Annotated in this window: 19 protein-coding genes; 8 read left to right on the top strand and 11 right to left on the bottom strand. The window is 66.6% G+C overall.

All coding sequences use genetic code 11. The features are described from left to right. Positions 1-14: 14 nt before the first annotated feature. Positions 15-1,619: an ATP-dependent DNA ligase gene (locus PDM29_RS01670; RefSeq protein WP_311192172.1), complete on the bottom strand. Its 1,605-nt coding sequence runs from the start codon at positions 1,617-1,619 to the stop codon at positions 15-17. Then, the gene (locus PDM29_RS01665) at positions 1,616-2,623 is read right to left on the bottom strand and encodes a ligase-associated DNA damage response exonuclease (protein ID WP_311192171.1); all 1,008 of its coding nucleotides are present in this window, start codon (positions 2,621-2,623) and stop codon (positions 1,616-1,618) included. The genes PDM29_RS01670 and PDM29_RS01665 overlap by 4 nt, the downstream gene beginning before the upstream one ends. Before the next feature lie 138 nt (positions 2,624-2,761). On the opposite strand from PDM29_RS01665, the gene PDM29_RS01660 reads away from it, so the two are divergent. Further along, positions 2,762-4,390 carry an acyl-CoA dehydrogenase family protein gene (locus PDM29_RS01660; protein ID WP_311192170.1) on the top strand — a complete coding sequence of 543 codons (1,629 nt, stop codon included), beginning with the start codon at positions 2,762-2,764 and terminating at the stop codon, positions 4,388-4,390. 63 nt (positions 4,391-4,453) lie between these two features. On the opposite strand, the gene PDM29_RS01655 is transcribed toward PDM29_RS01660, so the two are convergent. The 3 genes from PDM29_RS01655 to PDM29_RS01645 form a co-directional block, all read right to left on the bottom strand. Then, entirely contained in the window at positions 4,454-4,858 is a 405-nt protein-coding gene (locus PDM29_RS01655) for a hypothetical protein (protein ID WP_311192169.1), read from the bottom strand. Positions 4,859-4,994: 136 nt separating this feature from the next. Then, on the bottom strand, positions 4,995-5,336 hold the full coding sequence (locus PDM29_RS01650) for a hypothetical protein (protein WP_311192168.1): 342 nt from the start codon (positions 5,334-5,336) through the stop codon (positions 4,995-4,997). 124 nt (positions 5,337-5,460) lie between these two features. Then, positions 5,461-6,636, bottom strand: coding sequence for a thiolase family protein (locus tag PDM29_RS01645; protein ID WP_311192167.1), 1,176 nt, complete (start codon positions 6,634-6,636; stop codon positions 5,461-5,463). A 167-nt stretch (positions 6,637-6,803) separates the two neighbouring features. Between PDM29_RS01645 and PDM29_RS01640 the strand changes: the two genes are divergently transcribed. Together PDM29_RS01640 and PDM29_RS01635 are read left to right on the top strand one after the other, a co-directional pair. Beyond that, positions 6,804-9,695 (top strand): S8 family serine peptidase, encoded by a 2,892-nt coding sequence (locus PDM29_RS01640; protein ID WP_311192166.1) that lies wholly within the window; start codon positions 6,804-6,806, stop codon positions 9,693-9,695. A 226-nt stretch (positions 9,696-9,921) separates the two neighbouring features. Beyond that, positions 9,922-12,795 (top strand): S8 family serine peptidase, encoded by a 2,874-nt coding sequence (locus PDM29_RS01635; protein ID WP_311192165.1) that lies wholly within the window; start codon positions 9,922-9,924, stop codon positions 12,793-12,795. 59 nt (positions 12,796-12,854) lie between these two features. Here the strand turns inward: PDM29_RS01635 and PDM29_RS01630 are convergent, their stop codons facing one another. After that, positions 12,855-13,952, bottom strand: a complete 1,098-nt coding sequence (locus tag PDM29_RS01630) for a Glu/Leu/Phe/Val dehydrogenase dimerization domain-containing protein (protein ID WP_311192164.1) — start codon at positions 13,950-13,952, stop codon at positions 12,855-12,857. A gap of 316 nt (positions 13,953-14,268) precedes the next feature. Between PDM29_RS01630 and PDM29_RS01625 the strand changes: the two genes are divergently transcribed. Beyond that, positions 14,269-15,378: an HDOD domain-containing protein gene (locus PDM29_RS01625; RefSeq protein ID WP_311192163.1), complete on the top strand. Its 1,110-nt coding sequence runs from the start codon at positions 14,269-14,271 to the stop codon at positions 15,376-15,378. Between the two features lie 97 nt (positions 15,379-15,475). Here PDM29_RS01625 and PDM29_RS01620 read toward each other — a convergent pair whose 3' ends face one another. Genes PDM29_RS01620 through PDM29_RS01610 form a run of 3 tightly spaced genes read right to left on the bottom strand, consistent with a single transcriptional unit; the run spans position 15,476 to position 18,291 of the window. Continuing rightward, on the bottom strand, positions 15,476-17,032 hold the full coding sequence (locus PDM29_RS01620) for a phospholipase D family protein (RefSeq protein ID WP_311192162.1): 1,557 nt from the start codon (positions 17,030-17,032) through the stop codon (positions 15,476-15,478). 4 nt (positions 17,033-17,036) lie between these two features. Beyond that, positions 17,037-17,747, bottom strand: a complete 711-nt coding sequence (locus PDM29_RS01615) for an rRNA pseudouridine synthase (RefSeq protein ID WP_311192161.1) — start codon at positions 17,745-17,747, stop codon at positions 17,037-17,039. Positions 17,748-17,793: 46 nt separating this feature from the next. Beyond that, the gene (locus PDM29_RS01610) at positions 17,794-18,291 is read right to left on the bottom strand and encodes a M48 metallopeptidase family protein (protein ID WP_311192160.1); all 498 of its coding nucleotides are present in this window, start codon (positions 18,289-18,291) and stop codon (positions 17,794-17,796) included. A gap of 47 nt (positions 18,292-18,338) precedes the next feature. On the opposite strand from PDM29_RS01610, the gene PDM29_RS01605 reads away from it, so the two are divergent. Together PDM29_RS01605 and PDM29_RS01600 are read left to right on the top strand one after the other, a co-directional pair. Next, positions 18,339-18,896, top strand: a complete 558-nt coding sequence (locus tag PDM29_RS01605; RefSeq protein WP_311192159.1) for a DUF2058 domain-containing protein — start codon at positions 18,339-18,341, stop codon at positions 18,894-18,896. Between the two features lie 104 nt (positions 18,897-19,000). Beyond that, positions 19,001-19,267, top strand: a complete 267-nt coding sequence (locus PDM29_RS01600; RefSeq protein ID WP_311192158.1) for a DksA/TraR family C4-type zinc finger protein — start codon at positions 19,001-19,003, stop codon at positions 19,265-19,267. Positions 19,268-19,321: 54 nt separating this feature from the next. Here the strand turns inward: PDM29_RS01600 and PDM29_RS01595 are convergent, their stop codons facing one another. Both PDM29_RS01595 and PDM29_RS01590 read right to left on the bottom strand, forming a co-directional pair. Then, on the bottom strand, positions 19,322-19,903 hold the full coding sequence (locus PDM29_RS01595) for a mechanosensitive ion channel domain-containing protein (protein ID WP_311192157.1): 582 nt from the start codon (positions 19,901-19,903) through the stop codon (positions 19,322-19,324). Positions 19,904-19,947: 44 nt separating this feature from the next. Next, entirely contained in the window at positions 19,948-20,157 is a 210-nt protein-coding gene (locus tag PDM29_RS01590; RefSeq protein ID WP_311192156.1) for a hypothetical protein, read from the bottom strand. Positions 20,158-20,284: 127 nt separating this feature from the next. Here PDM29_RS01590 and PDM29_RS01585 point away from each other — a divergent pair, with 127 nt between their 5' ends. Beyond that, positions 20,285-20,860 (top strand): RNA polymerase sigma factor, encoded by a 576-nt coding sequence (locus PDM29_RS01585; protein WP_311192155.1) that lies wholly within the window; start codon positions 20,285-20,287, stop codon positions 20,858-20,860. Continuing rightward, positions 20,857-21,369 (top strand): hypothetical protein, encoded by a 513-nt coding sequence (locus PDM29_RS01580; RefSeq protein WP_311192154.1) that lies wholly within the window; start codon positions 20,857-20,859, stop codon positions 21,367-21,369. The genes PDM29_RS01585 and PDM29_RS01580 overlap by 4 nt, the downstream gene beginning before the upstream one ends. Positions 21,370-21,371: the final 2 nt, after the last annotated feature.

Here is a 21,371-nt window from a genome sequence, read left to right as displayed (position 1 = left end):
CGCTTCTCGACGTGTCACCGCGCAAGCGCCTGCAGCTGGGCGAGGGTGTCCGCTTCGCGCGCCGGTTTGTCCTGTCGCCAGCGCAGAATGCGCGGAAAGCGCACGGCGATGCCGGACTTGTGCCGGCTGCTCCGATTGACCGCCTCGAATCCCAGTTCGAACACCTGCTCGCCAGGCACGCTGCGTACCGGTCCAAACCGCTCCAGCGTATGCGCGCGGATCCAGCGGTCCAGCGCCAGGATCTCCTTGTCGTCCAGCCCCGAGTATGCCTTGGCCACCGGCACCAGACGGTCGCCATCCCACACCGCGAAGGTGTAGTCCGTGTACAGCGTGCTGCGGCGTCCGTGGCCGGCCTGTGCATAGATCAGCACGGCATCGATGGTCAACGGATCAATCTTCCACTTCCACCAGTCGCCGCGCCGGCGACCGCTCTGGTAAACCGAGTCTTCGCGCTTGAGCATCAAGCCTTCAACGCCCCGTTCGCGGGCTTCGGCACGCTGTGCGGCGGCATGTTTCCAATTGTCGGCAACCACTGCAGGCGACAATGTGATGCGCGGATCCTGCAGTGCCTCCAGTACTGCCGCCAGCTGTTGTCGTCGCTGCCGCAGTGGTTGCGTGCGCAGGTCCTGTCCGTTGAGTTCCAGCAGGTCGTAGGCAAGCACGCGCGCGGGTGTGTCGCGTAAGGTCTTCGGGCCGGGTTTACGGCGCTGGATACGGGTCTGCAACGCGGTGAAGGGCAGCGGTTGGGTATCGGCATCGCGCCAACCCAGCAGTTCGCCATCAATCACGGTGCCATCGGGCAGGGCCATGGCGGCCTGTTCGATCTCTGGAAATCGACCATCCAGGCGTTCTTCTCCACGCGACCACAGCGCCACCTCGCCCTGGCGCTTGAGCAGTTGCAGGCGGATGCCATCCCACTTCCATTCCAGCACCCAGTCCTGCACCGGGCCCAGGCTGTCCGGTGAGGCTTCCAGCGGAGAAGCAAGGAAGAACGGGTAGGGTTGCTGGCGATCCTGCGGCAGTTCCTCCACTGACAGCAACGTGGACAATAGACCGTGCGAAGGCACCCAGTCGCCGAGCATGCGCTGGGCAATGCGTGCGATATCCAGCCCCGAAAGTTCGGCCAGGGCCTGCTGCACGAGTCGCTGCGACACGCCGACGCGCAGTGCGCCGGTGAGCAGTTTGTTGAACACGAACCGTTCGCCTGCGGGCAACTGCTTCCAGCCGGTCATCACCGCCGTGCGACGCACGTCTTCAGGCTGGTTGGCCACGCTGAGCAGATGGTGCTCGATCCACTCGGCCAGCGGGCGGTCAGCACCCGGTTGGGTGGGATCGTCCAGCAACAAGGTCAAGGTTTCGGCCAGATCTCCGACCTGGTCGTAACTGTCGTTGACCAGCCAGGGCGGCAATCCGGATGCCTCGCTGATCCAGGCGCGCAGTTCGGTGCTTGAGGCGATGCGGCGACGTGCGCCACCGATCTTGCCGCCACTCAGCAGATACAACGCCCACGCTGCGTCATGTGGGCGTGCCGCGCGGAAGTAGTCGACCAGTGCGGCACGCTTGTCCAGCGTGGCGGTGCTGCGGTCCAGCCGCTGGTACAGCGCGGCAAACGCTTTCATTCCTCGTTCCCGAAGTCAGTACGGAAGGTCTCTGCGGCCACGCCACGTTCGCGCAGGAACGGTACCAGTGCATCGGTGTTGCCATGCGTGGCGATGACCCGCCGCGCACCGGTCTGTTCAATGGTCTGCAGCAGCGCCGGCCAGTCGGCATGGTCGGAGACTACAAAGCCGCGATCGACGTTGCGCCGACGCCGATTGCCACGCAGCTGCATCCAGCCCGACGCAAATGCCAGCTGATGGCGCCCGAAGCGGCGCAGCCAAGGCGTGCCGGCGGCCGAAGGCGGGGCCAGAATCAACCGGCCGGCTGCATCCGGCGTGCGCCCTTGTTCGGCCACCGTGTCGGTGGACAGCATGCGCACGCCGGCCTGGCGATACACCTCCACGCCATTGGCAATGGCCCCATGCAGCCACGCCGCCTGATCGTCCAGCGGCCAGAGTTCGGCGAGCACGCGTTGCGCCTTGCCCAAGGCATAGCAGAGCAGTATCGCGGCCTCGCCGCGCTGCGCGCATTCCTGCCTCCAGGCAACGATGTCGGCGGCGACCGCGGCGGTGTCCTGCCAGCGGTATATCGGCAGCGCGAACGTCGCTTCGGTGATGAAGGTGTCGCAGCGCACCACCTCAAACGGCGCGCAGGTCGGATCGGGTTGCCGCTTGTAGTCGCCGGATGCGACCCATACCTGGGTCCCGTCGTCGATCCGCACCTGCGCCGAGCCCAGCACATGGCCCGCTGGGTGCAGGGAAACCTGCACGCGGCCGAGTGTGAACAATTCACCATAGGCGTGTGCCTGCAGCGGCACGTCGCCGAGCCGCCAGCGCAGGATCGACACGCTGTCGCGGCTGCAGTGATAGAAACCCATGCCGCTGCGTGCGTGGTCGCCGTGGCCATGAGTAATGACCGCGCGCGGCACCGGTCGCCATGGATCGATATGGAAGTCGCCGGCAGGGCAGTACAGACCTTCCGGTCGCAGGACCACCAGATCGTCGAGTTCGCGGGAGGCAGGCATGTTCGCACTGTGGCGGTGTTGCCGTGCACAAGATGAGAACCGGCATCCACGTGCGCATCATGAAGTGTGCGCGGCTGAACAGCCGGTCACCGTGCAATCCGGCAGAATCGAAGGCAACCGCCAGGAGGCCGCGTACTCATGACTGATCCGTCCGCATTCGACACACATCACGTCGACAACCAGCCGCCGCCCTTCGGTGGTCGAAACCTGTGGGCCGATGACGTAGCGCTGTCCGATGCGGTGCAGCGCGAAGGCGGTGCGGCCTTCGTTCCGCAATTGCAGCAGTACGCCGGCATGGCTGGCGACAGCCTGTACCGGCTGGGCTTTGACGCCAACCGCGACCGGCCGCGCCTGCGCACTCATGATGCACAAGGCCACCGCATCGATCTGGTCGAATTCCACCCGGCTTACCACCAGTTGATGGAGGCGGCCATGCGCCATGGCGTGGCCGGCTTGTCCTGGCAAGATGCCCGAACCGGCGCGCATGTAGCGCGGGCCGCACTGAGCTATCTGCACCATCAAGCCGAAGCCGGTACCAGCTGTCCGCTGACCATGACGCATGCCGCAGTGGCGGTGCTGCGGCAGTATCCAACGCTGGCAGAATGGGCGGCCAAGGCGGCGGCACCGCATTACGATCCGCGCGACGTACCGATTGCCGACAAGGCTGGTATCACGCTGGGTATGGGCATGACCGAGAAGCAGGGCGGTTCGGACGTGCGCAGCAACGCCACCCGAGCCGAACTGCAGTCCGACGGCAGCTATGCGCTGGTCGGACACAAGTGGTTCTTCTCCGCGCCGATGTCCGATGGGTTCCTGGTGCTGGCGCAGGCGACCGGCGGGTTGACCTGTTTCCTGATGCCCCGGCGCCTGCCGGATGGAAACCGCAATGCATTCCGGCTGATGCGCCTGAAGGACAAGCTGGGTGACTGGGCCAACGCCTCCAGCGAGGTTGAGTTCTGCGGTGCATGGGCGCAGCGGGTCGGCGAGGAAGGGCGTGGCGTTGCCACCATCATCGGCATGGTGATGATGACCCGGCTGGACTGCATGCTGGGGGCAGCGGCAGAAATGCGCATGGCCCTGGCACAGGCGCTGCATCACACGCGACACCGGCGCACGTTTGGTCAGCGCCTGTGTGACCACGCGCTGATGGCCAATGTGCTCGCCGACCTCGCCGTGGAATCGGAAGCCGCCACCAGTTTCGCCCTGCGCGTAGCCCGTGCGGTCGATCAGGCTGCGCACGATCCGCAGCAGGCCGCGTTTGCGCGTATCGCCACCGCCGTTGGCAAGTACTGGGTGTGCAAGCGCGCGGCGGTGTTCGTAAACGAAGCGCAGGAGTGCCTGGGCGGTGCCGGCTATGTGGAGGAATCCATGTTGCCGCGCCTGTACCGGCAGGCACCGCTCAACTCGATCTGGGAAGGCAGTGGCAACATCCAGTGCCTGGATGTGCTGCGTGCACTGGCGCGTGAGCCGCAGGCGCTGGCGGCAGTGGAGGATGAGCTGGACAGTGCGCAGGGTCGCGACGCGCGCTATGACACCTCTCTGCATTGGTTGCGTGCGCAGCTGGTGCAGGTGCCGGCTGAAAACCAGGCGCGGGTGATCTGCGAGCGTCTGGCGCTGCAGCTGCAGGCGGCGGTACTGCTGCGCGCACAAAGCCCGGTGGCAACGGCGTTCGTGCGTTCGCGCCTGGGCGGTGAGCACGGCATGGCGTTTGGGACGCTGCCGGCGGACATCGACTACGCCGCGATCATGCAGCGTGCGTTGCCGTAGAGCCACGCCCTGCGTGGCTGCGAACCGCAAAGCCACGCAGGGCGTGGCTCTACGGGGGTAGGGTCAGCGCTTGGCTTCGTCGGCGTTTTTCTGGGCGTCGTCCGCCACGTCGCGGGCCTTGTCGGCCACCTTCTGGGCGGCGGTCGCGGTCGCGTCGCTGGCGTGGGCGGCGGCATCCTTGGCTGCGTCCTTGGCTTCTACTGCGGCCTCGGAGGTGGCGGCGGCAGCGCGGTCGAGCGCAGGCTGCACATCGGCGGCGGCCTGCTGCGATGCAGCGGCCGCTTCGTCAGCCGCGTTGCGGGTCGAGGCGGCTGCCTGGTCCACGGCTTCGCGTGCGGCGGCCGCTGCGCTGTCGGCGGCCTGCGCGGCATCGTCGCGGGCCTGTTCGGCTTCCGGACCCTTGCAGGCGGCCAAGGCCAGCAGCAGGGAGGCGGCCAGCAGGGTCGGGGTGATCGAACGGAGGTTCATGGCGCGCACCTGTTTCATCGGAGGGGACGCAAAGCCTATTCATCCCCCCGTGAAGACCCGGTGGGCACATCGCAGGCAAAGAAAAAGCCGCTGGCGAACCAGCGGCTTCTTCAGACTTGCTTGAAGAAAGAAGTGATTACTTCTTGGCTTCTTCAGCTGCGTCCTTGGCCTGCTCGGCGGTGGCTTCAGCAGCCTTGGCAGCGTCAGCAGCGGCGTCAGCCGAAGCGTCGGTGGTGGCAGCAGCAGCGTCGGTAGCGGCGCCAGCAGCAGCGTCAGCAGCGGTGGTGGCGGCAGCGGCAGCGTCCTGGGCAGCGTCGGCGGTCTGGGCGCCAGCAGCAGCGGCGGCGTCAGCAGCGCCCTGTGCTTCAGCAGCAGCGGCGTCAGCCGAAGCGGCGGCGTCAGCAGCCTGTTCCTGCTTCGAGCAGGCGGTCAGAGCCAGGCCCAGGGCCATCGCGATCAGCAGCTTGTTGATGCTCATTAGTGTGAATCCTCGTCGTTAGATTAGGCAACGCGCTATTGCGCGCCCGGCAACATGATGACAAGCCACGAATGGCTGTCAAGCGATCGCGCATTCATTTTTGCGAAATGCGAGTTAAGTTCAATTAAATCAATTCGATAGCGATGGCGGTCGCTTCGCCGCCGCCGATGCACAAGGTTGCAATTCCGCGCTTTGCATCACGCTTGCGCAAGGCATTGACCAGCGTAACCACCAGACGGGCACCCGACGCACCGATGGGGTGACCCAGTGCGCAGGCCCCACCATTCACGTTGACCTTGTCGTGGGAAATGCCCAGTTCACGGATGGGAGCCATGGCGACCACGGCGAACGCTTCGTTGATTTCGAACAGGTCGACCTGGTCCAGCGACCAGCCGGATTTCTCAAGCACTTTGTGGATGGCACCGATCGGGGCGGTGGTGAACCACTCCGGTTCCTGCGAGTGGGTAGCGTGGGCGACGATGCGCGCCAGCGGCTGCAGGCCACGGGCCGCTGCGTCGTCTTCGGCCAGCAGAACCACGGCGGCGGCACCGTCGGAGATGCTGGATGAACTGGCGGCAGTGACCGTGCCGTCCTTCTTGAAGGCCGGGCGCAGGGTCGGGATTTTGGCAATGTCCGAGCGGCCCGGCTGTTCGTCCTGGGCGTATTCAACGTCGCCCTTGCGACCGGCGACCTTCACCGCGACGATTTCGCCGTCGAAGGCCCCGCTGGCCTGGGCGGCCTGGGCGCGTCGCACCGACTCGATCGCATACGCGTCCTGGTCTTCACGGCTGACCTGGAACTTGTCCACCGCGTACTCGGCGAACACCCCCATGGGGTTGCCGTCGTAGGCATTGGTGAGGCCGTCAAAGGCCATGTGGTCGACCGCCTGGAAGTTGCCGTAGCGGTTGCCGGTGCGCGAATTGGGCAGCAGGTGCGGGGCATTGGACATCGATTCCATGCCACCGGCGACCACGATGCTGGCCGAACCGGCCTTGATCAGGTCATGGCCGAGCATGATCGCCTTCATGCCCGAACCGCACACCTTGTTGAGCGTGGTGGCACCGGTGGAAAGCGGCAGGCCGGCGGCGATGGCGGCCTGGCGGGCCGGGGCCTGGCCCAGGTTGGCCGGCAGCACGCAGCCCATGATGACTTCGGTGACGTCCGCTGCAGGCACGCCGGACTGTTCCAGCGCCGCCTGGATGGCGGTCGCGCCCAGCGTCGGCGCGGGCACGCCGTTGAACTGACCCAGGAAGGAACCGATGGCGGTGCGTTTGGCTGCAGCGATGACAATGTTGGACATGGCAATCTCGTTGATGCGTTGGCGTTTTGGCAACCGGGGCATTGGAAGCGGCCACGATTCCCGTCAGACTGCGGGGGAGACCCAGTATAGGGGGTCGAGGTTTACCACCGGTGTCTGCGGGGTAGGCAGCACCTGGCGTGGTCATATCAACGTCTGGGGGAACAGGGATGAAGCAGCTTGCAAGCAGCAGGACCGCGCTGGCCGGGGCACTGGCAATCGCGTTGAGTGCATGTAGTGGGGGCAGTGGGGGCGAGAACGTCCGGATCAATGGCGGCGGCGGTGGAGGTGGGACCCCCGTGGTCACGCCCGGCCCGGGACCGGGCACTTCTCCGACAACGCCTCCTCCCACCGGGGCCAAGCCACAGGAACCGGCGATCGACGCCCACCTTTCGCTCGTAAACGCAGGCGACCGCCAGGGATTGACCGGCGCAGGCGTGGTCATCGGTATCGTCGACTCAGGTGTCAACCGTTCCCACCCCACGTTGTCCGGGCGGGTTGTCGAGCGGTATACCTACGTCGACCCGGCCACCAACAACCTCAACGTGGACGACGTGGTCGGCCACGGCACCACCGTGGCATCGCTCGCTGCTGGCAGCGCGTCCGGCAGCTGGCCGGGCGGCGTGGCACCTGGCGCGCAGATCGTTTCGGCCCGGATCATTTCCGACAAGGCACCGGCGGACGATGGAAGCGGCGAGGGCAATGCCGTTGAAGGAGCCTTGGGACTGACCACGGTGCACGCCGATCTGATCGCGAGCAACGTCAAAGTCATGAACAACTCGTGGGGCGGGCTGTACTGGAGCGACCCCGCCACCACGGCGGCGATTGCTGCCGAATACGCTCCGTTCGTGTTCCAGCACGGTGGTCTGGTGGTGTTTGCCACCGGTAATGAGGGCAAGGCCAATCCGTCCGACATGGCGGCATTGCCGAGCCAGCCGTCCCCGGCAGGCAACACTATCGCCGAGGAACTGGCCGAGGGCTGGCTGGCGGTGACTGCGGTCAATTCCAGCAAGCCCGATCAACTGGCGTCCTATGCCAACGCCTGTGGCGTGGCCGCGGACTACTGCCTCGCGGCACCCGGCGAAGCGGTGTTCATCGACCCGAACAACGCGGGAACTCCGAATCCGAATTACTACTGGGGGGCCGGAACCTCTTACGCAGCGCCGCTGGTCTCCGGAGCTGCCGCGTTGGTCTGGCAGAAGTATCCGTACTTCGACAACTACGACGTGCAGCGGACATTGCTGGGCACTGCCACCGATCTCGGTGCCCCGGGCGTGGACGCTGTCTTCGGGCATGGCCTGCTGAATGTCGCCAAGGCGCTGAACGGACCGGCCACGACCGAATTCGGCACGCTGACGGCCAACGTGCCGGCCAACATCGGTACAAGCGTGTGGAGCAATGACATCCGCGGCGATAACGGATATGGCCTGCGCAAGGACGGTGACGGCATTCTCGCGCTCTCCGGGAAGAACACGTTTACCGGCGAGGTATCCATTGTCCGTGGGACGTTGTCGCTGCGCGACGGCGCTACGCTTGCCTCGCCGGTCGAGGTCGGCCAGGCCTACGTGATCATTCCCGGCAACAAAGCGACGCTGCAGTTCGGAGCCGGTACCACGCGCATCGCCGGCAACGTCAATAACGAATCCCGGGTGGCACTGGTAACCGCCAATACCACGGCGGTCATCGAGGGCAATTACCTGCAGCACTCCACTGCGGAGTTCGTCACCGCACTGGGGGCCTCGCCGCTGCAGGTGACCGGTACGGCCACGCTGCAGGGTGGCACGCTGGTGGTGGAGCAGGCGGTGGCCGGTTATGTGCCGACCGACAACCAGGTGCAGCCGATCATCCGGGCCGACCAGGGCTTGACCGGTCGGTTCGGGGCGACGCGTCGTGGCGGAACGGTTTCCCTGTTGGATGCGTCGTTCGTGTACGACGCCAACAGCGCCTCACTCAACATCCGTCGCGCCAATGTGTCCGCGACCGCAGCCACGGCCGGACTGGGCACCCTGGCGGTGGCCTCTGCCGGTCGCGTGGAGCAGGCGTTCGTCCAGCTCGACCAGGGCCAGGATGGGGGAGCCGGTTTCGCCGATGCAGCGGGGCAACTGCAGCGGGTCGAAGGCGCAGCGGCGTTGCAGGCCAGCCTGGAAAGCCTTTCGGGGAAGGCCCATGGGCTTGCCACCGCAATGACGTTCGACAATCTGGACATGAATCGCCGCGCGCTGTCGTCGCGTTTCGACGAGGTCGTGTCGTCGCCGCGTCTGCGGGGTGCCTGGCACAGCGAACTGGGCGAACCCGGGCAGGGCAGCTTCGCCGGCAATGGGTTCCAGACCCAGGGCTGGATGATGGGCCAGGACGCCGCCATGGGAAGTAATGGTGTGGTCGGCGTTGCCTTCGGTGAGACCCGCAGCACCAGCGGTCGGGCCTGGAGCGGCGACAGCGGTCGCGACCGTCAGTCGCAGGCGCAGCTGTACGCGGGATGGAGCAACGGCTGTGCCTACGCACTGAGCCAGGTCGGCGCGGGGCAGTTCACCCGTGAGATTGATCGCCAGTTGCTGCTGGGGGCTGGGATGTACGGCGTGAACGCCCGCTACAGCGGCAGTTTCAGCAACGCCAGCATCGAATCGGGTTATCGCTTCGGCGGTCGGCGCGCATCGCTGACGCCTTACCTGGGAGCGGACTACGCACGGGTCGACAGCAACGCGTTCAGCGAAGCCGGCGGGTTCGGCTTCGGCCTGCGCAGCGATGGCAGCAGCAGCCAGCGCAGCCAGGCATTGGCGGGTCTGCGCGCGCAGGCGCAGCGCGGAGACTGGTCGTTCGGTGGGTACGCCGAATGGCAGCAGATCCTGTCCAGTAATGGCGCGGGATTCGACGCCAGTTTCGTTGGCGTGGACGCCTGGGCCCCGATGGCCGGCCTGCAGCCGACCCGCTCCGGCGGCGTGTTCGGCGTGTCGCTGTCCTCGAGGCTGACCCGCCTGTCGCAGCTGTCCTTCGGCTACGACCAGCGCTTCGGGCCGCGCGGCGACCTGCGTCAGGTGGGGCTGCGGTATTCCGCCGCGTTCTGATCCACGGCCGCTGGGTGCTGTACGGGAAGGGCGCGATGATCTCGCGCCCTTTTTCGTTCATCGTTCACGGTGAATGGGTCATCTGCGACCTCCTTCATTGGAAGGGGGGGGCATTTCGGGGCACACTGCGCGCCTGCTACGGCGAATCGCCGGCAGTCTGTCGCAGGTGGCCGTCGGGGATGACGGCGCACCGCGTGCGGCGCTCATTTCAAGTTGGGGAACAAGGATGAAACACGTAGTGATTCGCAGGGCGGTTCTGGTCAGTGCGTTGGCCGTGGCATTGAGTGCATGCGGTGGTGGTGGCGGTGGCAGCAACGTGCGCGTCGATACGCCCACCACGCCGACCACACCGCCACCCACCACACCCACGCCGACCCCAACGCCGACGCGCCCGGCCGAACCGGCCATCAACGCGCACCTGACAATCACCCAGGCAGGCGCTGCCCACTCGGCCGGCCTGACCGGTGCCGGGCTGAAGATTGGCGTGGTCGACTCGGGCGTCATGCGCAATCACCCCACCTTGGCCGGGAGGGTGGTGGCCAACTACAACTACGTCGATCCGGGTGCCAACAATCTGAACATCGACGACGTGGTGGGCCATGGCACCTCCGTGGCCGAGCTGGCCGCTGGCAAGGCGGTGGGTGCGTGGCCGGGCGGCATTGCACCCGGCGCGGACATCGTGTCGGCACGCATCATCGCCGACAAGGCCCCGGCCGATGACGGTACCGGCAATGGCAATGAAGTCAGCGGTGCGCTGGGTCTGGCACCGATCCATCAGGATCTGATCGCCCAAGGCGTGAAGATCATGAACAACTCGTGGGGCGGGCTGTACTGGACCAATCCGGCAGCGACCTCGGCGATTGCCCAGGAGTACCGTCCGTTCATCGTCAGCAATGGCGGCCTGGTGGTGTTCGCCACCGGCAACGAGTCCAAGCCCAATCCGTCCAGCATGGCGGCGCTGCCCAGTCAGGCAGGACCCGGCGGCAGCCGTCCTGCGGCAGACCTGGAGCGCGGCTGGCTCAGCGTCACTGCCGTCGACTCCACCGACCCCAGCAAGCTGGCGTCGTATGCCAATGCCTGCGGCGTGGCGGCCAATTACTGCCTGGCTGCGCCCGGTGCAGCGGTATTCGTGGATCCGGATTACACCGGTGCCTCGGGCACGACGCCAAGCTATCTGTGGAACTACGGCACCTCGTTTGCCGCACCACTGGTGTCGGGTGCAGCGGCGCTGGTCTGGCAGAAGTACCCTTACTTCAGCAACGACCTGGTCCGCCAGACCCTGCTCGGCACCGCGACCGACCTCGGTGCGACCGGCGTGGACAGCACTTTTGGCCATGGCCTGCTCAACATCGCCAAGGCGATCAACGGTCCGGCGAAGTTCGACTGGGGCACCGTGACGGTGAACAACCCCACGCTCGGGCTGGGTTCGGTGTGGAGCAACAACATTACCGGCAGCGGCGGCCTGATCAAGCAGGGTGCCGGCTCGCTGGGCCTTTCAGGCACCAACACCTACACCGGCGACACCCGCATCGAGCGCGGCACGCTGGCCTTGCACAACGGCGCATCGATCACCTCCAACGTCGTGATCGTGCCGCAGACCGGCAGCCCCAATGGCGCGGCGCTGCAGTTCATGGGCAGCAGCCGGGTCAAGGGCAACGTCGACAACGGTGCGATGATGATCGTGGCCAGCGCGACATCCAATGCCGTCATCGACGGCGACTACCTGCACCGCGAGGGCGCTCGGCTGATGGTGTCACTGGGCTCCAATGCGCTCAGCGTCACCGGCAAGGCGACGATCGAGGGCGGCGACGTACATATCGGCGGCATCCTGCCCGGGTATGTCGCGGCCAATGGGCGCACCCAGACTGTGTTGCATGCCGACCAGGGCGTGAGCGGTACGTTTTTCGGGATCACCAACAACCTGACGCCCGGCACGCTGCTGGAGGCCTCGTTGTCCTACGACCCCAACAGCGTGGTGCTCACCACCGACCGCATCGACGTCACCCTGGCCAGCCAGCAGGCCAACGTCACCGGAGCCGCGCTGCGCACTGCGGGCCGTGTGGAATCGGCCTTCGAGCTGCTGGACCGCGATGCCGGTGGCATCATTCCGACCAGCTTCGCTGACGGTGCCGGCCAGCTGCAGCAGGTGGCCGGGGCGGGGGCACTGCAGGCCAGCCTGGACAGCCTGACCGGGCAGGCCCACGCGCTGGCCTCGGCGATGACCTTCGACAGCATCGACATGAGCCGTCGCGCGCTGTCGTCGCGGTTCGATGACGTGCGTGGCACGCCGCGCCTGCAGGGCGCGTGGCAGAGTGCGCTGGGCGATGTCGGCCAGGGCAGCTTTGCCGGCAGTGCCGGCGATACCCGTGGCTGGATGATCGGCCAGGACACGGCGCTGGGCAGCAGTGGCGTGATGGGCTTTGCCTTCGGCGAAACCCGCAACCACAGCAGTCGCAGCTGGGGCAGCGACCGTGGCAACGACCGCCAGTCGCAGGCGCAGCTGTATGCCGGCTGGCGGCTGGGGCAGGGCGGCTATGCGCTGGCCCAGCTGGGTGCAGGCCAGTACACGCGTGAAATCGATCGCCAACTGCTGCTGGGGTCCAGCGCATACGGGGTCAACACGCGCTACGGCGGCCAGTTCAGCACCGCCAGCATGGAATCGGGTTATCAGTTCCAGGCCGGTGGTCTGGCACTGACGCCTTATCTGGGCGCGGACTACGCCCGGGTCAGCACGGATGGCTTCAACGAACAGGGTGGCCTGGGCTTTGGCCTGCGTACGCTCGACAACGTGTCCACGCGCAGCCAGGCGCTGGCCGGCGTGCGCGCCGAGCAGCGCTGGCGCGGCTGGTCGCTGCGCGGGTATGCCGAGTGGCAACAACTGCTGTCCAGCGATGGACTGCAGTCGCAGGCCAGCTTCATGGCACTGGACAGCTGGTCGCCGATGGCGGCGTTCGAGCCGGCGCGCTCCGGCGGCCTGTTCGGTGTATCGGTGCAGTCGTGGCTGGGACGCAGCAGCCAGCTGTCGTTCGGGTATGACCAGCGCTTCGGCCCACGCGGTGACCTCAGCCAGGTCGCACTGCGCTTCGCCACCGCGTTCTGACCCGCCAACGCCGGAACGCCGAGGTAGAGCCGGGCAAGCCCGGCTCTACGTCATCAGTTTCAACTGCCGCGCAGCGTCCCCAGCCGGGGCGTTGCGCGACCCAGCGGCATCTTCAGCTTGCCGATCGACAGAATGCGCGCCTCGGCAATCCGGTCGGCAGCACGCTGCGGGGCAATGCCTTCGCTCGCGGACAGCGCGAAGATCCGACCCAGGTTGTGATAGATGCTGCGGATCAGGCGCATGGCGCGCTCGCGGTTGTAACCATCGATCTCCAGCGAGACGTTCATCACGCCGCCAGCATTGACCGCGTAATCCGGCGCGTAGAGGATGCCGCGCGCATGCAGTTCATCGCCGACCTCCAGACTGGACAGCTGGTTGTTGGCGGTGCCGCAGACGATTTTGCACTTCAGGCGCGGCAGGGTGTCGGGGTTGATTGCACCTTCCAGCGCGCAAGGCGCGAAAACATCCGCGTTGACGTCATGGATCTCGTCCGGCTTCACCGCTTCGGCCCCGTATTCGGTGACCGCGCGGTCCACCAGCGCGCTGTTCAGATCAGTGACGTACAGCTTGGCCCCACGGTCACGCAGCAGCTTCACGAACTCCATGCCGATGTGGCCCAGTCCCTGCACAGCGATGCTGGTCTTGCCCACTTCCTCGTGCCCCAGCTTGTGCTGCAGGCAGGCCATCAGTGCCTGCAGCGCGCCGTATGCAGTGAACGGAGCCGGATCGCCCGAGCCGCCGTGGACCTGGTGCACGCCGGTGACGTACTCGCTTTCCAGGTAGATGTTTTCCATGTCGTTGACATCGGTGCCGACGTCTTCGGCGGTGATGTAACGGCCGCCCAGCGAATCCACATAACGGCCAAAGGCGCGGAACAGCACCTCGGTCTTGTCCTGGCGCGGGTCGCCGATGATCACCGCCTTGCCGCCGCCCACGTTCAAGCCCGCCAGCGCGTTCTTGTAGGTCATGGTGCGGCTCAACCGCAGTGCATCGGCCAGCGCCTCGTCAGTGCTGGCATAGGGCCGCATGCGCACGCCACCCAGGGCGGGACCCAGGGTGGTGTTGTGGATGGCGATGATCGCCCTCAGCCCGGCGTCGCGGCTGTGGCAGAACACCACTTGTTCGTGACCGGCGGTTTCGAGGGTTTCAAATAACATGGCGACTCCGATGGGGCGAACGGCGGTCAACACCGGCGAACGTACCAGCAAAAGGATGGGCGTAAAACAAAAAAAGCGACATCGTCGGTAGCAGGAGACGGGTCGCGCGGTCGCATTCTAGAGCATTCCGATGGATGCTGCCGTCACAGGGACCGGCACCCGGGCGCAGGTGCAACTGTGACGCAGTTCTAAAGTTGTGAGCGGCCGCGCCGATGCCGTGGCAACGGTGCGTGGGCACCGGCAGGGGCTGGGTGGATCAGGTGCAGGCAGTAAATGTGATGGGTGCACAGGGTGCGGTAACAGGCCAGGTGGCGACATGCTGACGGTGACGGTCATGGTGGGGCTGGCGGTAGCCGTCGCGCTGGGAGGCTGGCTGTATCTGCGCAGGCCTGCGCCGGTGGCCGGTCCGACCCGCGCTGCCCGCGCACGCCCGACCGAGCGTTCCGAGCCCGCCCCGCGCGGGGTTCAGCCCTCGAGCGGGGAAGCCGCGTTGATCCTGCAGGCCGGGCTGCACGCCCTGGCGCTGGTACCCCGTATCGGCGGTCGGCAGGCTGCGCCGGTGGCCGACGAAACCGCGCTGCGGCTTGCGGTGGTCAAGGCGCTGGAGGCCCAGGACTGGTCCGCCCGGCATCTGCCGCGACGACCGCAACTGTTGCCGCAGTTGATCCAGACCGTGAACGACAGCGATGCCTCGGCACGTGCCATGGCCGTGATCATCGGGCAGGACCCGGTGCTGACCGGCAACCTGCTGCGCATTGCCAACAGCCCGCTGTACCGGCTGCAGGCCAGGCCGGTCGACAGCCTGCAGCGCGCCGTGACCCTGGTCGGCACCGACGGCATCCGCCAGATCATCAGCGCGGTGCTGGTGCAGCCGGTCATGCAACTGCACTGCGAGGCGTTCCCGCAATTCGGCACGGTGATCTGGGAGCATGCGCTGCTGGCGTCGCGTGCGGCGGCCGACCACGCCCGGCGGGTCACCGGGGAAGATGGCTTCGCGGCGCAATGGATGGGCCTGACCCAGGGGTTGGGCGCGGCGTTGGTGATGCGGCACCTGCTGGATGCAGGCGCGCGCCATTCCGACGCGCCGCCCTCGCAGGCGCTGGCCAGCACGCTACTCGACACCTGGACCCTGCCGGTGGCCAGCCGGATCGCTGCTGCATGGGAGCTGCCGCCGGCCGTGCATGACGCGCTGCTGCGCGACACTGACACCCCGGAGGGCGGCCTGGCCGGCAGCCTGCGCTTTGCCCGCGCGGCGGCGGCAGCCAGCCTGCTGTGCCGCCACGGTCAGATCGGGCAGGCGCAGGCCCTGGCGCTGCTGGAACAGCTGGACGACACACCGCCGCATGCCCTGCAGTGGATCTGGCGACGGCTGCATGGGCGTGGGGTGGAGACCGCTGATGGCGATGACGAATCTCAGGATGCCTGATCGGTCGACCCGGTAGCGCCGGCCGTTGGCCGGCCCACGGATGGCTGCGGGCCGGCCAACGGCCGGCGCTACCGGATCGATCATCGTTTGTCGGGCGTTACAGCTGCGACTCGAGCGGCAGCCAGCTGATCATCCGCGCACTCGCGCGCTGCCACCACGACGCATCGGGTTCCTTGTCCAACAGCTGAGGTGGCTGCGCGGCACGATCCAGCCAGCGCACGTCGCCGCGTGCATCCAGATCCACCCAGTAGCTCTGCTCCGGTGCCGCCAGTCGCAGAAATTCATCACGCAGCTGCGCGGCCAGAACCGCATCGTTGAACAGCACGCCCATCTCCGTGTTGAGATAGGCCGAACGCGGGTCCAGGTTGAACGAGCCTACAAACCCGCGTGCGTCATCCAGTACGAACGCCTTGGTATGCAGGCTGGCTCCGCTGCTGCCGAACAGGCCACCGCCGTCGGTGCCGCCATGCGCCTTCAGTTCGTACAGATGCACGCCACCGCGCAGCAGCGGCACGCGGTAGTGCATGTATCCGCTGTGCACAGCGGCGACGTCATTGGCGGCCAGCGAGTTGGTCACGATGCCCACGGTCGCCCCGCGGGCGACCAGTGCGGTAAACCCGTCGGTGCCCTCATCGCCAGGCACGAAGTAGGGGGAGATGAGCAACGCCTTGTGCCGGGTTGCTTCCAGTTCGCGGACCAGACGGGTCACCAGCCAGCGCTCACGGTCGTCCCGCCGATGCTTCATCGCCGGATCGGACACAATCTCGACCCGGTCGCTCCAGTGCAGGCGAGCCGGCTCCAGGAAGAAGGCGCGCGCCGTAGGCGACTGCTGCACGCGCCGCAGATAAGGCTGCGCAGCTTCCAGTCGTGCTTCGTTGGCCGATTCGCGCAGCAGCAGCTTCAACTGTGCGGGGGTGTGGAACGCCAATGCGGCAATCGGCAAGGCGGTCTCGCTGTTCCAGTAGTCGTCGAAGATGGTGCTGGCCTGGCCCACCACGGGCCCGGCCACCAGCAGGTCGAGGTCGCGGAAGTTCACGTCGGGACGCGCGCTGAAGTACTCCTCGCCAATGTTGCGGCCGCCGACAATGGCGACCCGGCCGTCGGCGATCCAGGCCTTGTTGTGCATGCGGTGATTCACGCTGAAAAAGCGCTGCACCATTTCCACCAGCCGCCACAGGCCGTCGCGGTTGCGGAACGGGTTGTACAGGCGGATCTCGATGTTGGGGTGCTCATCCAGCGCCATCATCAACGCGTCCTTGTCATGCGCGTTCATGTCGTCAAGCAGGATGCGCACGCGCACGCCGCGTTCGGCGGCCTGGTGCAGTTCCTGCACCATCAGGTGGCCGATGAGGTCGTCGTGCCAGATGTAGTACTGCAGATCCAGGCTGCGTGCCGCATGCCGGGTGATGACCGCGCGCGCGGCGTAAGCGTCAAGTCCGTCTGAGAGGAACGCAACACCCGATTGCTGTGGGTGCAGTGCCTGCAGCCGCTCCACCTCGCGGTCGATGGCGCTCTGGGCGGGCTGCAGCGGCAGTGACGTGCTGGGCGTGCCAACGGCCTTGGGCGTCAGGTAGTCGGCCAGCAGCAGGCCGCTGAGCACCAGCAGTGCCACCAGGGCCAGCAGCAGAATGACCCAGCGCAGCAGACGGCACATGGGTCTAGAACCGCTCGTCCGGTGCCAGATAGCGCCACTGGCCCGGGGCCAGCTTGCCCATCGCAACGCGGCCGATGCGCAGGCGGCGGATGCTCACCACCTGCAGCCCCACCTGCGCGCACATGTCGCGCAGCTGGCCCGGCTGCACCGGTTTGATCGCAAAGCGCAGCCGGGTCTCGCTCTGCCAGCTGACCTTGCACGGCGGCAGTGGCCAGCCTCGATAGCTCAGGCCATGCGCCAGTCGCGCCAGGCCATAAGGGGCCAGTTCGCCGCTGACCTCCACCACGTATTCCTGTTCCAGCGTCGGGCTGCGGTCTTTCAGGAACGACAGCATGCGGCCGTCCTGGCTCACCACGACCATGCCGCTGTCTTCGGCTGACAACGCCATGCCCAGCTGCAGGCCGTGGAAGTGGCGCTGCAGCAGATTCACGCCGGTTGCGTCCAGGTCGCTGCGGCTGTCGGGCGTGACCAGGGCGCACAGCTGGTCGGCACGGGTACCCGCGGGTTTATGCAGCAGCATGCTGACCGACGCAGTGCGACCGGCTTCGGCATGCTCGCGCAGCGCCACCAGTTCGTTGGTGACCAGCGCCTGCGGCTGTTCCACCACGTTCCCGTCCACCGTCACCCAGCCGCCTTCGATGTAGCGCTGGGCGTCGCCGCGCGAGCAGCCCAGCAGCTGGGTGAGGCGCTTGTCGAGTCGGATCGGGTCGGTCATGGGGCAGGCAGCAGGTAGCGGATGCGGGCGGGGAGTGTACGGCACCTCAGTCCGGCCGGGCGTCGAGATGGGTCAGGTACATGCGCAGCCCGAACTCCAGCTGGTGATAGTCCGGCTCCATGTGGGTGCACAGCTGGTAGAACGCCTTGTTGTGATCGGATTCCTTCAGATGGGCCAGTTCGTGGACCACGATCATTTTCAGGAACGGGGCGGGCGCCTCGCGGAATACGGTTGCGATACGGATCTCCCGGCTGGATTTGAGACGGCTGCCCTGCACCCGCGAGACAGTCGTATGCGTGCCCAGTGCATGCTTGAGTACCTGCAGCCGGCTGTCGTAGATCACTTTGGACAAAGGAACCGACTGGCGCAGGTAGCGCTCTTTCAGGGCCTGCGTGTAGTCATACAACTGGCGGTCGTTGCGCACCTGGTGCGGTTCCACATAGCGCTGCTGAAGCCAGGGCCCCAGGCGGTCGGCCGCGATCAGCTCCCGCACCTGATGCTGCAGGGCGGCGGGGTAACCGGCAAGGTACTTCAAGGGGGGCATGGCGGTATGATGGCTCCCGAATTCCAGTAGATACAGACACAAAGCGTATGGCAAAGGGTAACCCTCTGCAGCAACAGCTGCTCAAGGCCGGCCTGGTGAAGAAGTCCCAGGTCTCCCAGGCTGCGCGCGAGCAGGAAAAGGCACGGCACGGCAAGGGCCCGGCGGCCCCAACCGACAGCCAGCGTGAAGCCGACCGTCTGCGCGCGGAAAAGGCTGAACGCGACCGGGCCATCGAGGCCGAGCGCAAGGCCGGTGCGCAGGCGCAGGAACGCAAGGCGCAGATCCGCCAGATCATCGAAACCCAGAAGGTGGCCCGGGACGGTGACAGCGAGTACCGCTTCAACGACGGCACGCTGATCCGCACCCTGCTGGTCAATGCCGCCCTGCGCCGGCAGCTGGCGGTCGGCAGCCTGGTGATCGTGCGCTTCGGCGATGGCTTCGAACTGGTGCCACGCGCCGCGGCCGACAAGATCCGCGAACGCGATGCCGGGGTGATCGTGCTCGACAACGGCCAGAACAAGGGCCATGACGAGCCCAGCACCGGCAATGCCGAAGACGACGCCTACTACGCCCAGTTCCAGGTGCCGGACGATCTCATCTGGTAAGCGCTGAACCGTTCACCCGCGCAATCCGCATTCAGCCGCGCGGCAGCTCACCGCGCCATAGCGGGGCTATGCTGGTCGTCTGATCCATTGTCGGGAGACGCCTCATGGCAACCGGTTGGGCAGGAGACGGCGCGGTCCAGGACCAGATCGACGCCACTGTCGACGACGCCATCCAGCGCGCCCGCGCCCAGTTGCGACAGGGCCCGGGCTTGACCCACTGCGAACACTGCGACGCCCTCATCCCCGAGGCGCGGCGCAGGGCCGTACCCGGCGTGCGCCTGTGCATTGCCTGCCAGGAAGAACAGGATGCGGCCGAACACGACAGCGCCGGCTACAACCGGCGCGGTAGCAAGGACAGTCAGCTTCGCTGACTGTCCTTGCCGGTAGCTGCCGACCGTTGGTCGGCACACTGACGCCGCTGACGGTCAGCCGTCCCCCTGAATCCCACCGGGTGCCTGCGACGGATCGCGCCAGCGGCGCACCGTGCGCTGGAAGAACATGTTGTTGGGTACCTGCAGCACCGTGCCTTCGTGCCCTTCGCCGTGTTCCTGGAGGGTGGAGTAGATCAGGTTGATGTCGATGACCCTCCCCTTCAGCCCGGGCTTCTCACCGTTCTCCAGCACCTCGATGTAGTCGTGCAGGCGGAACGGGCGGGTAGTAAAGATCAGCAGCGTGCAGAAGATGTTCGACAGCACGCTCCATGCGGCGAAGAACGCCACCGCGCCCACCGCGGCAAAGCCGGTAAAGGCCGTCCACACTACGGTGGCCGATACCCCGACGATGTTCAGGATGACCAGCAGGGCGGTGAAATAGACCACGAAGGCGAACACCCGCCGGGCACCCATCACCATTTCCGGCGGCAGCGTGTAGTGTTCGGCAATGCGCCGTATGACCCGCCGCGCGATCAGGCGCAGCAGCCAGGCAACCAGCAGGGTGCCCAGGATCTGCAGGGCAGGGACCGCGTAGTGGAGCCATGCGTGGGTCCAGACGGGCAGGTGCTCTTTCATCGGTGAAGCCTTTGCGTGCAGCGTAAGACAGGGCGCCCTGCATCTTACGCTGCGTCGCTGGCCGCGGAGCCCCGCAGTTTCCACGGGTGGGACAGCAGGGCGACCAGCTTCGAACCGCACAGCGGGGGCTGCGCTTCGTACTGGACGCACAGGTCCGGGTGCGGGGCCAGCAGGACCCGCACTGACAGCGGGCTCCACGGCAGGGCGCAGGCGCTGACCAGAGACAGCAGCAGGGCAAGGCAGTGGGAAGGCATGGCGACTCCGCGCGACGGCGCGCACTGCGGGGGATGCAGGCTTGGATGCGGGCCCCATGCAAAAGGTTTAGTCCGATTCATGCGCATGCCGGCTAAACCTTTTTCCGCGCCCTGGCATCCAAGGGATATGCTCGACACCACCATGCTTCCGCCGCCCACCACCGAAGGCCACGACGCCGATGACGACGCGCTGGTGCGTGCGGCGGTGGCGGGCGATACCGGTGCTTACGAACGCATTTACCGGAGGCATTCACCCCGCCTCTATGCGGTGTTATGGCGGCTGTGCGGCGGCAATGCCGCGCGCGCGGAGGACGCCCTGCAGGACGCTTTCCTTCAGGCATGGCGTGCATTGCCGGGCTTTCGCTTCGAAAGCAGCCTGGGTACCTGGCTGCACCGGCTGGGGGTGAACGCGGCATTGATGGAGCTGCGTGGCCAGGCCGGCCGCGAGTCCGACATCGAAGAGGGTGTGGAACTGCTCGAGCAGCTGCCGGGGCCACAGCGCTGCGCCGGTACTGCGCTGGATCTGGAGCGCGCGCTGGAAACCCTGCCGCCCCGCGCGCGTGCCGTGCTGGTGCTGCACGACATTGAAGGCTGGAAACACCACGAGATTGCCGACCAGCTGCAGATGGCGGTGGGCAGCTCAAAGGCACATCTGCATCGTGCGCGCGGACTGTTGCGCGCGCAGTTGGGAGAACCCGCATGAATGAACACATCCACGATGATGGGGCCGACCCGGTGCTGCAGGCGCAGCTGCGGGCACTGCCCGCCGAGCGCCTGCCGCCGGCACGGGTATGGGAGCAGATCGCCGCGCAGCTGCCCGCAGCGCAGTCGGCTGCGTCCGCGCCGCTGACCGCGCGCCGCCAGCGGCGTCGTTGGCCGCTGCGCATCGGCCTGGGTCTGGCCGCCGGCCTGGCCGTGCTGCTGGTCGTGCCCACCGCGCCGCCGCCGGTGGTGCAGCCGAGCCCACTGCAGCATCAGGCCGATGCCATCGCCCAGGAGTATCAGCAGGCCATTGCGACCCTGCCGACCGACACACTCGCGCCGGATTGGCAGCCAACCCTGCATGAGCTTGATCGCAGTGCGGCCAGCATCCGCGCCGCCATCGCTGAAAACCCCCGCTCGCGCTATCTGCTCGGGCAACTGCAACGCACCTATGCGCTGCGCCTTGAACTGACCCAGCAGGCGTTGATCGCCGCTGGCCTGCCATCCTGAAG

It is taken from the genome of Stenotrophomonas oahuensis (assembly GCF_031834595.1).
Taxonomy (GTDB): Bacteria; Pseudomonadota; Gammaproteobacteria; order Xanthomonadales; family Xanthomonadaceae; genus Stenotrophomonas; species Stenotrophomonas oahuensis.
The sequence above is the reverse complement of the archived record's forward strand: the minus strand, read 5'-3'. Positions and strand labels throughout refer to the sequence as shown.

Bases quoted from the DNA above. Each gene is read 5' to 3' on its own strand.
- PDM29_RS01670 (WP_311192172.1), bottom strand. From the start codon at position 1,619: ATGAAAGCGTTTGCCGCGCTGTACCAGCGGCTGGACCGCAGCACCGCC.
- PDM29_RS01665 (WP_311192171.1), bottom strand. From the start codon at position 2,623: ATGCCTGCCTCCCGCGAACTCGACGATCTGGTGGTCCTGCGACCGGAA.
- PDM29_RS01660 (WP_311192170.1), top strand. From the start codon at position 2,762: ATGACTGATCCGTCCGCATTCGACACACATCACGTCGACAACCAGCCG.
- PDM29_RS01655 (WP_311192169.1), bottom strand. From the start codon at position 4,858: ATGAACCTCCGTTCGATCACCCCGACCCTGCTGGCCGCCTCCCTGCTG.
- PDM29_RS01650 (WP_311192168.1), bottom strand. From the start codon at position 5,336: ATGAGCATCAACAAGCTGCTGATCGCGATGGCCCTGGGCCTGGCTCTG.
- PDM29_RS01645 (WP_311192167.1), bottom strand. From the start codon at position 6,636: ATGTCCAACATTGTCATCGCTGCAGCCAAACGCACCGCCATCGGTTCC.
- PDM29_RS01640 (WP_311192166.1), top strand. From the start codon at position 6,804: ATGAAGCAGCTTGCAAGCAGCAGGACCGCGCTGGCCGGGGCACTGGCA.
- PDM29_RS01635 (WP_311192165.1), top strand. From the start codon at position 9,922: ATGAAACACGTAGTGATTCGCAGGGCGGTTCTGGTCAGTGCGTTGGCC.
- PDM29_RS01630 (WP_311192164.1), bottom strand. From the start codon at position 13,952: ATGTTATTTGAAACCCTCGAAACCGCCGGTCACGAACAAGTGGTGTTC.
- PDM29_RS01625 (WP_311192163.1), top strand. From the start codon at position 14,269: ATGCTGACGGTGACGGTCATGGTGGGGCTGGCGGTAGCCGTCGCGCTG.
- PDM29_RS01620 (WP_311192162.1), bottom strand. From the start codon at position 17,032: ATGTGCCGTCTGCTGCGCTGGGTCATTCTGCTGCTGGCCCTGGTGGCA.
- PDM29_RS01615 (WP_311192161.1), bottom strand. From the start codon at position 17,747: ATGACCGACCCGATCCGACTCGACAAGCGCCTCACCCAGCTGCTGGGC.
- PDM29_RS01610 (WP_311192160.1), bottom strand. From the start codon at position 18,291: ATGCCCCCCTTGAAGTACCTTGCCGGTTACCCCGCCGCCCTGCAGCAT.
- PDM29_RS01605 (WP_311192159.1), top strand. From the start codon at position 18,339: ATGGCAAAGGGTAACCCTCTGCAGCAACAGCTGCTCAAGGCCGGCCTG.
- PDM29_RS01600 (WP_311192158.1), top strand. From the start codon at position 19,001: ATGGCAACCGGTTGGGCAGGAGACGGCGCGGTCCAGGACCAGATCGAC.
- PDM29_RS01595 (WP_311192157.1), bottom strand. From the start codon at position 19,903: ATGAAAGAGCACCTGCCCGTCTGGACCCACGCATGGCTCCACTACGCG.
- PDM29_RS01590 (WP_311192156.1), bottom strand. From the start codon at position 20,157: ATGCCTTCCCACTGCCTTGCCCTGCTGCTGTCTCTGGTCAGCGCCTGC.
- PDM29_RS01585 (WP_311192155.1), top strand. From the start codon at position 20,285: ATGCTCGACACCACCATGCTTCCGCCGCCCACCACCGAAGGCCACGAC.
- PDM29_RS01580 (WP_311192154.1), top strand. From the start codon at position 20,857: ATGAATGAACACATCCACGATGATGGGGCCGACCCGGTGCTGCAGGCG.